Annotated in this window: 18 protein-coding genes; 16 read left to right on the top strand and 2 right to left on the bottom strand. The window is 57.4% G+C overall.

The annotated features are described in order from the left end of the window. Positions 1–6 precede the first annotated feature (6 nt). The gene (locus RBH71_RS21835; RefSeq protein ID WP_080581107.1) at positions 7–1,131 is read right to left on the bottom strand and encodes a helix-turn-helix transcriptional regulator; all 1,125 of its coding nucleotides are present in this window, start codon (positions 1,129–1,131) and stop codon (positions 7–9) included. Between the two features lie 263 nt (positions 1,132–1,394). Continuing rightward, positions 1,395–1,688 carry a hypothetical protein gene (locus tag RBH71_RS21830; RefSeq protein ID WP_003519341.1) on the bottom strand — a complete coding sequence of 98 codons (294 nt, stop codon included), beginning with the start codon at positions 1,686–1,688 and terminating at the stop codon, positions 1,395–1,397. 530 nt (positions 1,689–2,218) lie between these two features. On the opposite strand from RBH71_RS21830, the gene rpsL reads away from it, so the two are divergent. The 16 genes from rpsL (at position 2,219) to rplN (ending at position 12,679) form a co-directional block, all read left to right on the top strand. Next, complete coding sequence (gene rpsL, locus RBH71_RS21825; protein ID WP_003507760.1) at positions 2,219–2,590, top strand: 30S ribosomal protein S12; 372 nt, start codon at positions 2,219–2,221, stop codon at positions 2,588–2,590. A 77-nt stretch (positions 2,591–2,667) separates the two neighbouring features. After that, positions 2,668–3,138: a 30S ribosomal protein S7 gene (rpsG, locus tag RBH71_RS21820; protein WP_003507761.1), complete on the top strand. Its 471-nt coding sequence runs from the start codon at positions 2,668–2,670 to the stop codon at positions 3,136–3,138. Positions 3,139–3,172: 34 nt separating this feature from the next. Then, entirely contained in the window at positions 3,173–5,272 is a 2,100-nt protein-coding gene (gene fusA, locus RBH71_RS21815; protein WP_003519335.1) for an elongation factor G, read from the top strand. A 66-nt stretch (positions 5,273–5,338) separates the two neighbouring features. Next, positions 5,339–6,514 (top strand): elongation factor Tu, encoded by a 1,176-nt coding sequence (gene tuf / locus RBH71_RS21810; protein WP_013636434.1) that lies wholly within the window; start codon positions 5,339–5,341, stop codon positions 6,512–6,514. Between the two features lie 312 nt (positions 6,515–6,826). Then, positions 6,827–7,135 (top strand): 30S ribosomal protein S10, encoded by a 309-nt coding sequence (gene rpsJ, locus RBH71_RS21805; RefSeq protein WP_003507767.1) that lies wholly within the window; start codon positions 6,827–6,829, stop codon positions 7,133–7,135. A 166-nt stretch (positions 7,136–7,301) separates the two neighbouring features. Beyond that, complete coding sequence (gene rplC / locus RBH71_RS21800; RefSeq protein WP_003516149.1) at positions 7,302–7,943, top strand: 50S ribosomal protein L3; 642 nt, start codon at positions 7,302–7,304, stop codon at positions 7,941–7,943. A gap of 12 nt (positions 7,944–7,955) precedes the next feature. Then, positions 7,956–8,576: a 50S ribosomal protein L4 gene (rplD, locus tag RBH71_RS21795; RefSeq protein WP_003516147.1), complete on the top strand. Its 621-nt coding sequence runs from the start codon at positions 7,956–7,958 to the stop codon at positions 8,574–8,576. Next, a complete protein-coding gene (locus tag RBH71_RS21790) occupies positions 8,573–8,866 on the top strand; it encodes a 50S ribosomal protein L23 (protein WP_003495178.1) in 294 nt (97 codons plus the stop codon). Before rplD ends, RBH71_RS21790 begins: the two co-directional genes overlap by 4 nt. Positions 8,867–8,909: 43 nt before the next feature. Next, the gene (gene rplB / locus RBH71_RS21785; RefSeq protein WP_003516146.1) at positions 8,910–9,746 is read left to right on the top strand and encodes a 50S ribosomal protein L2; all 837 of its coding nucleotides are present in this window, start codon (positions 8,910–8,912) and stop codon (positions 9,744–9,746) included. A 15-nt stretch (positions 9,747–9,761) separates the two neighbouring features. After that, positions 9,762–10,040 carry a 30S ribosomal protein S19 gene (rpsS, locus tag RBH71_RS21780; RefSeq protein ID WP_003507772.1) on the top strand — a complete coding sequence of 93 codons (279 nt, stop codon included), beginning with the start codon at positions 9,762–9,764 and terminating at the stop codon, positions 10,038–10,040. 2 nt (positions 10,041–10,042) lie between these two features. Beyond that, complete coding sequence (gene rplV, locus RBH71_RS21775; protein ID WP_003495184.1) at positions 10,043–10,432, top strand: 50S ribosomal protein L22; 390 nt, start codon at positions 10,043–10,045, stop codon at positions 10,430–10,432. Further along, entirely contained in the window at positions 10,432–11,163 is a 732-nt protein-coding gene (gene rpsC, locus RBH71_RS21770; protein WP_003516138.1) for a 30S ribosomal protein S3, read from the top strand. Before rplV ends, rpsC begins: the two co-directional genes overlap by 1 nt. Positions 11,164–11,201: 38 nt before the next feature. Beyond that, positions 11,202–11,615, top strand: coding sequence for a 50S ribosomal protein L16 (rplP, locus tag RBH71_RS21765; protein WP_003516136.1), 414 nt, complete (start codon positions 11,202–11,204; stop codon positions 11,613–11,615). A gap of 12 nt (positions 11,616–11,627) precedes the next feature. Continuing rightward, positions 11,628–11,828 carry a 50S ribosomal protein L29 gene (gene rpmC / locus RBH71_RS21760; RefSeq protein WP_003495193.1) on the top strand — a complete coding sequence of 67 codons (201 nt, stop codon included), beginning with the start codon at positions 11,628–11,630 and terminating at the stop codon, positions 11,826–11,828. Positions 11,829–11,839: 11 nt separating this feature from the next. Further along, a complete protein-coding gene (rpsQ, locus tag RBH71_RS21755) occupies positions 11,840–12,076 on the top strand; it encodes a 30S ribosomal protein S17 (protein WP_003495195.1) in 237 nt (78 codons plus the stop codon). Positions 12,077–12,310: 234 nt separating this feature from the next. Next, positions 12,311–12,679, top strand: a complete 369-nt coding sequence (gene rplN / locus RBH71_RS21750) for a 50S ribosomal protein L14 (RefSeq protein ID WP_003495199.1) — start codon at positions 12,311–12,313, stop codon at positions 12,677–12,679. Positions 12,680–12,682: the final 3 nt, after the last annotated feature.

Here is a 12,682-nt window from a genome sequence, read left to right as displayed (position 1 = left end):
AGAAGGTCAGATCTGGTCCTTCATATGGCCAGTCCCGTCTCGGGGTCTTTCCTGCTCACCGATGGTGTAGCGCGTCAAAACGGAAAGCCGGCGAACGAGATCGGTCTGGCCCGTACTGCCGGTCTTTGCATAGATAGACTTGGCGTTGCTGCGAACCGTTTCATGCGAGATTTGAAGTTGCTTTGCCACGGAGGGAAGTGAAAGGCCCTTCAGGATTTCCAGCGCGACACGGGCCTCGCCCTTGGTGAGATCGTATAACCCCTTCAGAAGCGGCGTGACGTCGGCAACGGTGTCCGATGGTTGCGATATCAGCACGATGGCGCTGCCGTTAGGGGATAAATCCAGCGCGTCCTTGCGCAGCGGTATGACGTGAAGGATGCACACCCCGTCTTCGCTTGTCGGCAGGGGTAGGGAACTGACACTGCCGCCGGCTAGCGCCTTGTAGAGCAGCCGGTTTATTCTCTCGTCCAAGATCAAGATCCTGTCGCGGGCGCGGGTGGAAATACACTTTTTGGTCGCCTCGAACAGGGTGTTTGTGGAAAGAACGCGTCCGCTTGCCTGGAGCACCGCCGCCGGCGCACCGATGGCGTTGAGGCCGAGCGTGATGGCATCTGCTTTCTGGCGTTGCAGCCCTGTTGCGAGGGTGAGGCTGCGGGCGATATGCGGCCTCAGCCGGCCAAGTGCCGCCATGGTTTCCGGACCAATGATTCCTCTGTCGAGCTTGCGTTCGAACAGGAGAGTCATTTCGGGATGATCCGGCGGCGCAACCTGCGTTGCCACCCCATATCCCAGTCCACGCGGCATCAGGAAATCGCGCACGATTGGCAGCCCCGCCCATTCGTCAGGGGTAAAGATATCGAAATCACGCACGAAGGAAAATTGGCCCTCGCGGACAGCGCGTGTGAGGCGATCGTTGCGGTGGTTCCAGCCGCCCTTCATGAAGGCTTGCATGAGTTCCTGGAAATTGGGCGGATAGAGCCATGCTTCATCCTCGCCTTTGCCCCAGGTGAGCGCGCCGCCCCAGAAATCGAGCCGTTGGCCGATTGCGGCTATCACGTTCGCCCAGCGATCGGGAAAAAGTGCTGCCTCGTAAATGTCATCTATAATGTCTGCCGAAGATATATTATCCAACCCGCCACCGAAATCATGCGTCGGGATCAATTTAATCTTATATCTTCGTATATTTCAACGGAAATACAAATAATACTATCATATTTAAAGTATATAATCTATCAGTGACTTAATATATTGACATTTACCAAGGTCTTTTGCAGGAAAAGGTGGCTGCACGCAAGATTTCGGCCTTGGCATCAAGTCCTGGAAGACAACCGCCCTGGTGTGGGCGGGTGCCGTTTTATCGGTGGCGGCGCATTTGTCGCGGTGAGGGCGGTCCCTCAGGCGAAACGGATGATGGCGACTTCGCCCTCCAGGGCGCCCTGATAGGCGGAAGCGTGCGGCTCTTCGTCCGGAACTTCAGTCAGCATGCCGATCTGGTCGAGGTCGGCTTCGATGAAACCTTCCTCCGAAAGCGCGTTCAGCGTTTCGCGTACGGCGGTGTCGTCGTCCGGCGCCCGCAGAATGACGTGGATGTCGATGCCTTCGGAATTGTCGTGTTCGTAAGCCTTGCCGATGACGATGAAGACCATCGGCTCGTCGCGTCCGTTGTCGTTGTCGGGGAGGTTTGTCATGACGCGGTTCCTTGATATGTCGTTGTGGAGTATGCGGGCCGGACGGAATCGGTCTTGCGCGCCGCGGTGCCAGCTCCGGCCCGCTTGAGGGAATCAATAGACGGATTTTGTGAAAAGCCAAAGGCCGGAGGTCAAAATCGCTGTTGCCGGCTGTGACTTATGTTAGAAGGAGAGGGCAAAGGGCCTGTGCGCAGGCTTTGTGGCCGCGGGTGCCAGCGCAAAATGCGGATCCGCCCTTGACGAAAGCTGGCTAAAACAGTAGTACGCCCGCCATCGGAGCCTCTATCTGTGCTGGCCGTTCGGAAACGTTTTTCCCGGACATCATCTCAAATGAAGCTTCATTGCACGTAGAAGACACGAATGTTGCACGCAAGACGCCTCATCCGGCGTCCTCTGCTCTTGGTGGTCCATCCGTGAAAACGGATCGGGCCACGTTTTGCGCATGAGGATATATGCGTGCTTCGTCGCCGGAAACGGCATAGCCGCCACCCGTGAGGGTGGCTAAAGTAGTTTTTGCAAGGGATGGTTATATGCCTACCGTAAACCAGCTGATCCGTAAGCCCCGCCAGGCACAGGTAAAGCGCAACAAGGTTCCTGCACTTCAGGAAAACCCGCAGAAGCGTGGTGTTTGCACCCGCGTTTACACGACGACCCCGAAGAAGCCGAACTCGGCTCTGCGTAAGGTTGCCAAGATCCGTCTCACCAACGGCTTCGAAGTCATCGGCTACATTCCCGGCGAAGGTCACAACCTTCAGGAACACTCCGTGGTCATGATCCGCGGCGGCCGCGTAAAGGACTTGCCGGGTGTGCGTTACCACATCATCCGCGGTGTTCTCGATACCCAAGGCGTCAAGAACCGCAAGCAGCGCCGTTCGAAGTACGGTGCGAAGCGTCCGAAGTAATTTTCGGCAACAACAATCAGGCGCTGCGCGAGGTTCTCCGCGTGGTTTAGCGTCAATAACATTGAGAGACAAAGAATATGTCCCGTCGCCATAGTGCAGAAAAGCGTGAGATCAACCCGGACCCGAAGTTCGGCGATCTGGTCGTCACCAAGTTCATGAATGCCATCATGCTTCACGGCAAGAAGTCCGTCGCGGAAAGCATCGTTTACGGCGCGTTCGACGTCGTTCAGGGCAAGACGAAGCAGGAGCCGCTCGGCGTGTTCCACTCCGCCCTCGACAACGTTGCTCCGCACGTTGAAGTGCGTTCGCGTCGCGTTGGCGGTGCTACGTATCAGGTCCCGGTCGACGTTCGTCCGGAGCGCCGTCAGGCTCTCGCCATCCGCTGGCTGATCACTGCTGCTCGCAAGCGTAACGAAACGACCATGGTCGATCGCCTTTCCGGCGAACTCATGGACGCTGCGAACAACCGCGGTTCCGCCGTCAAGAAGCGTGAAGACACGCACAAGATGGCCGACGCAAACCGCGCATTCTCGCATTACCGCTGGTAATCTTAAACGGTCGCATATCGAAAGGCAGTCCATTATGGCTCGCGAATATAAAATCGAAGACTACCGCAATTTCGGTATCATGGCGCATATCGACGCCGGTAAGACGACGACCACCGAGCGTATTCTTTATTACACCGGTAAGTCGCACAAGATCGGCGAAGTTCATGATGGCGCTGCCACGATGGACTGGATGGAACAGGAGCAGGAACGTGGTATCACCATCACGTCCGCTGCGACCACGACCTTCTGGAAGGGTCGCGATGGCAAGATGCGCCGTTTCAACATCATCGACACCCCCGGCCACGTTGACTTCACCATTGAAGTCGAGCGTTCGCTGCGCGTTCTCGACGGTGCCATCGCTCTTCTCGACGCCAACGCCGGTGTAGAGCCGCAGACGGAAACCGTCTGGCGTCAGGCTGAGAAGTACAACGTTCCGCGTATGATCTTCTGCAACAAGATGGACAAGACCGGTGCTGACTTCTACCGCTCGGTAGAAATGATCAAGACCCGTCTCGGCGCTACCGCCGTTGTCATGCAGCTGCCGATCGGCGCTGAGACCGAGTTCAAGGGCGTTATCGACCTGATCGAGATGAACGCACTCATCTGGCGCGACGAATCGCTCGGCGCTCAGTGGGACGTCGTCGAAATTCCTGAAGACATGAAGGCCAAGGCTGAAGAATATCGCGAAAAGCTGATCGAGACCGTTGTCGAGATCGACGAAGAAGCGATGGAAGACTACCTGAACGGCATCATGCCCGACAACGAGAAGATCCGTTCGCTCGTTCGCCGCGGCACCATCGACGTGAAGTTCCACCCGATGTTCTGCGGTACCGCGTTCAAGAACAAGGGCGTTCAGCCGCTTCTCGACGCCGTCGTCGACTACCTGCCTTCGCCGCTGGACATTCCCGCGATCAAGGGCATCGACTTCAAGACCGAAGCCGAAATCGAGCGTCATGCCGATGACAGCGAGCCGCTTTCCATGCTCGCGTTCAAGATCATGAACGACCCCTTCGTCGGTTCGCTGACCTTCGCCCGCATCTACTCCGGCAAGCTCGAAAAGGGCACGTCGGTCATCAACACGGTCAAGGACAAGCGCGAGCGCGTCGGCCGTATGCTGCAGATGCATTCCAACAGCCGTGAAGACATCGAAGAAGCCTTTGCCGGCGACATCGTTGCTCTGGCTGGCCTCAAGGAAACCACCACTGGCGATACGCTCTGCGATCCGCTGAAGCCGGTTATTCTCGAGCGCATGGAATTCCCCGAGCCGGTCATCCAGATCGCCATCGAGCCGAAGACCAAGGGCGACCAGGAAAAGATGGGCCTCGCGCTCAACCGCCTGGCCGCTGAAGATCCTTCGTTCCGCGTCAAGACGGATGAAGAATCCGGTCAGACGATCATCGCAGGCATGGGCGAACTTCACCTCGACATCCTCGTTGACCGTATGCGTCGCGAGTTCAAGGTTGAAGCAACCGTCGGTGCTCCGCAGGTTGCCTACCGCGAAACCATCACGCGTCAGCACGAAGAAGACTACACGCACAAGAAGCAGTCCGGTGGTACCGGTCAGTTTGCTCGCGTGAAGATCATCTTCGAACCGAACCCTGAAGGCGAAGAATTCAAGTTCGAATCCAAGATCGTCGGCGGTGCTGTTCCGAAGGAATACATCCCGGGCGTTCAGAAGGGTATCGAAAGCGTTCTGTCTTCCGGTCCGCTCGCTGGCTTCCCGATGCTGGGCGTCAAGGCGACCCTGATCGACGGCGCATACCACGATGTCGACTCCTCGGTTCTGGCGTTCGAAATCGCATCGCGTGCCTGCTTCCGTGAAGCAGCAAAGAAGGCTGGTGCACAGCTTCTCGAGCCGATGATGAAGGTCGAAGTCGTCACCCCTGAAGATTACGTCGGTGACGTGATCGGCGATCTGAACTCGCGTCGCGGTCAGATCCAGGGTCAGGAATCGCGTGGCATCACCATCGTGATCAGCGCACACGTTCCGCTCGCGAACATGTTCAAGTACGTCGACAACCTGCGCTCCATGTCGCAGGGCCGCGCGCAGTACTCGATGACGTTCGATCACTATTCGCCGGTTCCGTCGAACGTGGCGCAGGAAATCCAGGCAAAGTACTCCGGTCAGAAGTGATCGGGGTACGCCCCATCAGAGATTTGAAGATTATTCCCCTCAAGGGACAAGAATGGAGAGCCACTAATGGCAAAGAGCAAGTTTGAGCGCAATAAGCCGCACGTCAACATTGGCACGATCGGTCACGTCGACCACGGCAAGACGTCGTTGACTGCTGCGATCACGAAGTATTTCGGCGAGTTCAAGGCGTACGACCAGATCGACGCTGCTCCTGAAGAAAAGGCTCGCGGCATCACGATCTCGACGGCGCACGTCGAATACGAAACGCCGAACCGTCACTACGCACACGTCGACTGCCCCGGCCACGCCGACTACGTGAAGAACATGATCACCGGTGCTGCCCAGATGGACGGCGCGATCCTGGTTTGCTCTGCAGCTGACGGCCCGATGCCGCAGACGCGCGAGCACATCCTGCTTGCTCGCCAGGTTGGCGTTCCGGCGATCGTCGTGTTCCTCAACAAGGTCGACCAGGTTGACGACGCCGAGCTTCTCGAGCTCGTTGAACTGGAAGTTCGCGAACTTCTGTCGTCCTACGACTTCCCGGGCGACGATATCCCGATCGTCAAGGGTTCGGCACTTGCCGCTCTTGAAGATTCGGACAAGAAGATCGGTGAAGACGCAATCCGCGAGCTGATGGCTGCTGTTGACGCCTACATCCCGACGCCTGAGCGTCCGATCGACCAGCCGTTCCTGATGCCGATCGAAGACGTGTTCTCGATCTCTGGCCGTGGTACGGTTGTGACGGGTCGCGTTGAGCGCGGTATCGTCAAGGTTGGTGAAGAAGTCGAAATCGTCGGCATTCGTCCGACGTCGAAGACGACGGTTACCGGCGTTGAAATGTTCCGCAAGCTGCTCGACCAGGGCCAGGCTGGCGACAACATCGGTGCTCTCGTTCGCGGCGTTACCCGTGACGGCGTTGAGCGTGGTCAGATCCTGTGCAAGCCGGGTTCGGTCAAGCCGCACAAGAAGTTCATGGCAGAAGCCTACATCCTGACGAAGGAAGAAGGCGGCCGTCATACGCCGTTCTTCACGAACTACCGTCCGCAGTTCTACTTCCGTACGACTGACGTTACCGGTATCGTTTCGCTTCCAGAAGGCACGGAAATGGTTATGCCTGGCGACAACGTGACTGTTGAAGTCGAGCTGATCGTTCCGATCGCGATGGAAGAAAAGCTGCGCTTCGCTATCCGCGAAGGCGGCCGTACCGTCGGCGCCGGCATCGTCGCTTCTATCGTCGAGTAATTTCACGACGTTGAAATTCAGACCGGCGGCGGTGTTACCCACACCGCCGCCGGGCTTTTAGTAAAAAAGCCTGGCGGCGTTGCATTTTTAGTGCTTGAAAAATTCGGTGAAAGCGCGTAAACGCGCATTCACACTCACCCGCTGGATCGCAAGCAATTGCGGAGCGCGGTGTTTTAGCAATACAGACTACTGAAATGATTGGGGTGCGACGCGCATCCCTCTCGATTTTTGAAAATCTGCGGCGCCACGATCAATAGAAGTTCATGTGTTTCCGCGTGCGGAAACGAATAACAAAGAACAAGGACAAGACGAATGAACGGCCAGAATATCCGTATCCGCCTCAAGGCGTTCGATCACCGGATCCTCGATGCCTCTACCCGTGAAATCGTGTCGACCGCAAAGCGCACCGGCGCCAGCGTTCGCGGCCCGGTTCCGCTCCCCACCCGCATCGAAAAGTTTACCGTCAACCGCTCTCCTCACGTTGATAAGAAGAGCCGTGAACAGTTCGAAATGCGGACGCACAAGCGTCTTCTCGATATCGTTGACCCCACCCCGCAGACCGTCGATGCTCTGATGAAGCTTGACCTGGCTGCCGGCGTTGACGTTGAAATCAAGCTCTAAGACTGGCCTGACCTCATCCAAGTGAGGGCCATATAACAAGGAAGGTACGTGGAGAAATCCAACGGCTTCCAATCCGGAGACCGGAAACATCGTGAGATGTCGAAGGGCACTCCTTAACAAAGGCCAAAAAGGGTTTTCCCTTCAAGGCTCGCAAGAGGATGAACCAATGCGTTCAGGTGTGATTGCACAGAAAGTGGGTATGACCCGCGTCTACAACGACGCTGGTGAACATATTCCAGTAACAGTATTGCGGATGGATAACGTACAAGTCGTTTCCCAGCGCACGGAAGACAAGAATGGCTACACCGCAGTTCAGCTCGGTGCCGGCCAGTCCAAGGTCAAAAACACGACGAAGGCGCTTCGCGGTCATTTTGCCGCTGCCAATGTCGAACCGAAAGCAAAGCTCGTCGAGTTCCGGGTTTCCCCCGAGAACCTGATCGATATCGGTGCAACACTGACCGCAACTCATTTTCAGGCCGGCCAGCTGGTCGACGTAACGGGAACCACGATCGGTAAGGGTTTTGCCGGTGCTATGAAGCGTCACAACTTCGGTGGTGGTCGCGCTTCGCACGGTAACTCCGTATCGCACCGTGCGCACGGTTCGACTGGTAACAACCAGGATCCGGGCCGCGTGTGGAAGGGCAAGCGCATGGCTGGTCATATGGGCCAGACGCGCGTTACGACCCAGAACCTCGAAGTCGTTTCGACCGATGAAGACCGTGGCCTGATCCTCGTTAAGGGTGCAGTTCCCGGTTCCAAGGGCGCCTGGATCATCGTCCGCGACGCCGTCAAGTCGGCCGCGAAGTAAGGGAGCCTTATCATGGAATTGAACGTCAAGACCCTCGAGGGAAAAGACGCCGGCAAGGTTTCTCTGTCGGACGAGATTTTCGGCCTCGATCCCCGTCAGGATATCCTGGCCCGTATGGTTCGCTGGCAGCTTGCAAAGAAGCAGCAGGGAACGCACAAGACCAAGACCCGTGCGGAAGTTTCCCGTACTGGTGCGAAGATGTACAAGCAGAAGGGTACGGGCCGCGCTCGTCACCATTCGGCTCGCGCACCGCAGTTCCGCGGCGGCGGCAAGGCCCACGGCCCGGTCGTTCGCAGCCACGCACACGACCTTCCCAAGAAGGTTCGCGCGCTTGCTCTGCGTCACGCCCTGTCTGCAAAGCTGAAGGCTGAAGATCTGATCATCGTCGATCAGCTCGTGGCGTCCGAAGCAAAGACCAAGGCTCTGCTGGGCAGCTTCGCTTCGCTTGGCCTGACCAACGCTCTCGTTATCGGTGGCGCAGAACTTGATGGCAACTTCAAGCTCGCAGCTCAGAACATCCCGAATGTGGACGTTCTGCCGGTTCAGGGCATCAATGTTTACGACATCCTGCGTCGTGGCAAGCTCGTGCTTTCCAAGGCTGCTGTAGAGGCTCTGGAGGAGCGGTTCAAATGACGGATCTTCGCCACTACGATGTGATCGTATCTCCTTCGATCACGGAAAAGTCGACGCTGGTATCCGAACAGAACCAGGTCGTATTCAACGTCGCCAAAAGCGCTTCCAAGCCTGAAATCAAGGCTGCCGTGGAAGCTCTCTTCGGCGTCAAAGTCACGGCTGTGAACACGCTTATCCGCAAGGGTAAGACCCGTCGTTTCCGTGGGTTCGCCGGTAAGCTGAAAGACGTCAAGAAAGCCGTCGTTACGCTCGCCGAAGGTCAATCCATCGACGTGTCCACCGGACTCTAAAGGTTAGGCCCAAGCGGGCAAAGACCCAAAAGGGAACAAGAATATGGCATTGAAAAGTTTCAATCCGACCACGCCAAGCCAGCGTCAGCTGGTTATCGTGGACCGCGCTTCGCTCTACAAGGGCAAGCCGGTAAAGGCTCTCACCCAGGGCCTCAGCTCCAAGGGTGGCCGCAACAACCAGGGCCGGATCACCGTCCGGTTCCAGGGTGGTGGTCACAAGCGGACCTACCGTCTGGTGGATTTCAAGCGTCGCAAGTTCGACGTTGAAGGCACCGTTGAACGTTTGGAATACGACCCCAACCGCACCGCGTTCATCGCGCTGGTTACGTATACCGACGGCGAACAGGCTTACATTCTCGCGCCACAGCGTCTCGCTGCCGGTGACAAGGTGATCGCCTCCGACAAGGCAGTGGACGTGAAGCCCGGCAACACCATGCCGCTTCAGTACATTCCGGTCGGTTCGATCATCCACAACGTCGAGATGAAGCCAGGTAAAGGCGGTCAGATTGCCCGCTCCGCCGGTACGTACGTCCAGCTCGTCGGCCGCGATGCCGGTATGGCTATCCTGCGTCTCAACTCGGGCGAACAGCGTCTGGTGCACGGCTCCTGCCTCGCATCGATCGGCGCAGTTTCGAACTCCGATCACGGCAACACTAACGACGGCAAGGCCGGTCGTTCGCGTTGGCGTGGCAAGCGTCCGCACGTTCGCGGCGTCGTCATGAACCCGGTCGACCACCCGCACGGTGGTGGTGAAGGTCGCACGTCGGGTGGTCGTCACCCGGTTACTCCGTGGGGTAAACCCACGAAGGGCAAGCGCACCCGTTCGAACAAGTCGACCGACAAGTTCATCATGCGTTCGCGCCATCAGCGCAAGAAGTAAGAGGAGAAGTCTCAAGTGGCTCGTTCAGTTTGGAAAGGTCCGTTTGTTGACGGCTATCTTCTCACTAAGGCTGAGAAGGTGCGCGAAAGCGGACGCAATGAAGTAATCAAGATCTGGAGCCGTCGCTCCACGATCCTGCCGCAGTTCGTCGGATTGACGTTTGGCGTCTACAACGGCAGCAAGCATGTGCCCGTCTCTGTCAATGAAGACATGGTCGGACACAAGTTCGGTGAATTCTCTCCGACCCGTACCTATTACGGTCACGGCGCGGACAAGAAGGCAAAGAGGAAGTAATCATGGCGAAGGCTAAGACCGAACGCCGGCTGAAGGACAATGAGGCTCAGGCCATTGCCCGTACGCTCCGCGTCAGCCCCCAGAAACTGAACCTGGTTGCCGCTCTTATCCGTGGCAAGAAGGTTGATCGCGCTCTCGCCGAGCTCGAATTCTCCCGCAAGCGCATCGCAGGGACCGTCAAGAAGACGCTCGAATCTGCGATTGCCAATGCGGAAAACAACCATGACCTCGACGTCGACGCTCTCGTCGTCGCCGAGGCCTATGTTGGCAAGTCCATCACCATGAAGCGTTTCCACGCTCGTGGCCGTGGTCGTGCATCCCGCATTGAAAAGCCGTTCTCTCACCTCACGATCGTTGTTCGTGAAGTTGAGGAAAAAGGGGAGGCCGCATAATGGGTCAGAAAATCAATCCGATCGGCTTCCGCCTCGGCATCAACCGTACCTGGGATAGCCGCTGGTACGCTGACACCGCTGAATACGGCAAGCTGCTGCATGAAGACCTGAAGATCCGGGCTTACCTGATCAAGGAACTCAAGCAGGCCGGTATCGCCAAGGTGGTCATCGAGCGTCCGCACAAGAAGTGCCGCGTTACGATCCATTCGGCTCGTCCGGGTCTCATCATCGGCAAGAAGGGCGCGGACATCGAGAAGCTTCGCAAGAAGCTTTCCGAGATGACCAACTCCGAAACGCACCTCAACATCGTTGAAGTGCGCAAGCCGGAAATCGACGCGACTCTCGTCGCTCAGTCGATCGCCCAGCAGCTCGAGCGCCGCGTGGCTTTCCGCCGTGCGATGAAGCGTTCGGTTCAGTCCGCAATGCGTCTTGGCGCCGAAGGCATCAAGATCACCTGCGGTGGCCGTCTCGGTGGCGCCGAAATCGCTCGTACCGAATGGTACCGCGAAGGACGCGTTCCGCTGCACACGCTGCGTGCGGACATCGACTACGGCACAGCTGAAGCGGAAACCGCGTTCGGCATCTGCGGCATCAAGGTCTGGATCTTCAAGGGCGAAATCCTTGAGCACGATCCGATGGCTTCTGAGCGTCGTGGTCTCGAAGGCGATGCTCAGGGCCCTGCAAGCCGTGAGCGTGGCGATCGTCCCGATCGTCGTCGCGAAAACGCTTGATTGACGCTGGCGAAAGATAAGCTCGGAGAAGTAAGAAAATGTTGCAGCCAAAGCGTACTAAGTACCGCAAGCAGTTCAAGGGACGCATCAAGGGCGTCGCCAAGGGCGGCTTTGACCTGGCATTCGGTGAATTCGGCTTGAAGTCGCAGGAACCGAACCGCGTGAACGCACGCGAGATCGAAGCGGCCCGCCGCGCGATCACGCGTTACATGAAGCGCGCAGGTCGTGTGTGGATCCGCGTATTCCCTGACGTTCCGGTAACGGCAAAGCCGACCGAAGTTCGTATGGGTAAGGGCAAGGGTTCGGTCGAATACTGGGCATGCAAGGTCAAGCCCGGTCGTATGATGTTCGAGATCGACGGTGTGTCCGAGGAGATCGCCCGCGAGGCGCTTCGTCTCGGCGCTGCCAAGCTCTCGGTCAAGACGCGCTTCGTACAGCGCATCGCAGAGTAAGGAGCAAGGCACATGAAAGCCGATGAAGTTCGCGGCCTCAGCGCCGACCAGCTCAAGGACAAGCTCGCCGATCTGAAGAAGGAGCAGTTCAACCTGCGCTTCCAGAAGGCGACTGGCCAGCTGGAGAAGTCCTCGCGCATCAACGAAGTCCGCAAGGACATCGCCCGCGTTAAAACCATTGCCCGCCAGAAGGCGGCAGAAGCCAAGGCCTAAGGAAAAATAATATGCCGAAACGCATTCTGCAGGGCGTCGTAGTGTCCGACAAGAACGAGAAGACTGTTGTAGTCCGGGTTGAGCGCCGATTCGCTCACCCGCTGCTCCAGAAGACCGTTCGCCGTTCGAAGAAGTACAAGGCACACGACGAAAACAATCAGTATAAGGTCGGCGATGTCGTTTCCATCGAGGAATGCGCACCGATCTCCAAGGACAAGCGCTGGACGGTCGTTTCCGCCCAGGCTTAATTTCATCAGAATCGCGCCAGGTCTCTTGTACTTGGCGCGAAATACTGTATGAAGCACCGCAAGGACGCTCGTGAATCGAGCGTCTTTTGCTTTGATGCGCACGGAAGGTCCTTCGGGAAACCACCCTGTCACGACATTTCCGCGCAAAAAAAGAGACATTCATAAGCTGGGGCAGGGGGCTCACTCGGGAGAGTTTGCCCAACCGTTCCGGTAACAACAAGAAGGCGACCTGACATGATTCAGATGCAAACAAACCTCGACGTGGCGGATAATTCCGGCGCACGTCGTGTCATGTGCATCAAGGTGCTGGGCGGCTCGAAGCGCAAATATGCTTCTGTTGGCGACATTATTGTCGTTTCCATCAAGGAAGCTATTCCGCGCGGCCGCGTCAAGAAGGGCGATGTGATGAAGGCGGTTGTCGTTCGCACCGCCAAGGACATCCGTCGCGCTGACGGCAGCGTCATCCGTTTCGATAACAACGCAGCCGTTCTTATCGACAACAAGAAAGAGCCCATCGGCACCCGTATCTTCGGACCGGTTCCGCGCGAACTTCGCGCCAAGAACCACATGAAGATCATCTCGCTGGCTCCGGAAGTACTGTAAGGA

The sequence above is a fragment of the Rhizobium sp. AN68 genome (genome assembly GCF_030758035.1).
Classification (GTDB): Bacteria; Pseudomonadota; Alphaproteobacteria; order Rhizobiales; family Rhizobiaceae; genus Agrobacterium; species Agrobacterium tumefaciens.
This window is presented reverse-complemented; position numbering and strand designations above follow the sequence as displayed.

Excerpts from the sequence above, each read along its gene's own strand:
- RBH71_RS21830 (WP_003519341.1), bottom strand. The coding sequence starts at position 1,688 with ATGACAAACCTCCCCGACAACGACAACGGACGCGACGAGCCGATGGTC.
- rpsL (WP_003507760.1), top strand. The coding sequence starts at position 2,219 with ATGCCTACCGTAAACCAGCTGATCCGTAAGCCCCGCCAGGCACAGGTA.
- rpsG (WP_003507761.1), top strand. The coding sequence starts at position 2,668 with ATGTCCCGTCGCCATAGTGCAGAAAAGCGTGAGATCAACCCGGACCCG.
- fusA (WP_003519335.1), top strand. The coding sequence starts at position 3,173 with ATGGCTCGCGAATATAAAATCGAAGACTACCGCAATTTCGGTATCATG.
- tuf (WP_013636434.1), top strand. The coding sequence starts at position 5,339 with ATGGCAAAGAGCAAGTTTGAGCGCAATAAGCCGCACGTCAACATTGGC.
- rpsJ (WP_003507767.1), top strand. The coding sequence starts at position 6,827 with ATGAACGGCCAGAATATCCGTATCCGCCTCAAGGCGTTCGATCACCGG.
- rplC (WP_003516149.1), top strand. The coding sequence starts at position 7,302 with ATGCGTTCAGGTGTGATTGCACAGAAAGTGGGTATGACCCGCGTCTAC.
- rplD (WP_003516147.1), top strand. The coding sequence starts at position 7,956 with ATGGAATTGAACGTCAAGACCCTCGAGGGAAAAGACGCCGGCAAGGTT.
- RBH71_RS21790 (WP_003495178.1), top strand. The coding sequence starts at position 8,573 with ATGACGGATCTTCGCCACTACGATGTGATCGTATCTCCTTCGATCACG.
- rplB (WP_003516146.1), top strand. The coding sequence starts at position 8,910 with ATGGCATTGAAAAGTTTCAATCCGACCACGCCAAGCCAGCGTCAGCTG.
- rplV (WP_003495184.1), top strand. The coding sequence starts at position 10,043 with ATGGCGAAGGCTAAGACCGAACGCCGGCTGAAGGACAATGAGGCTCAG.
- rpsC (WP_003516138.1), top strand. The coding sequence starts at position 10,432 with ATGGGTCAGAAAATCAATCCGATCGGCTTCCGCCTCGGCATCAACCGT.
- rplP (WP_003516136.1), top strand. The coding sequence starts at position 11,202 with ATGTTGCAGCCAAAGCGTACTAAGTACCGCAAGCAGTTCAAGGGACGC.
- rpmC (WP_003495193.1), top strand. The coding sequence starts at position 11,628 with ATGAAAGCCGATGAAGTTCGCGGCCTCAGCGCCGACCAGCTCAAGGAC.
- rpsQ (WP_003495195.1), top strand. The coding sequence starts at position 11,840 with ATGCCGAAACGCATTCTGCAGGGCGTCGTAGTGTCCGACAAGAACGAG.
- rplN (WP_003495199.1), top strand. The coding sequence starts at position 12,311 with ATGATTCAGATGCAAACAAACCTCGACGTGGCGGATAATTCCGGCGCA.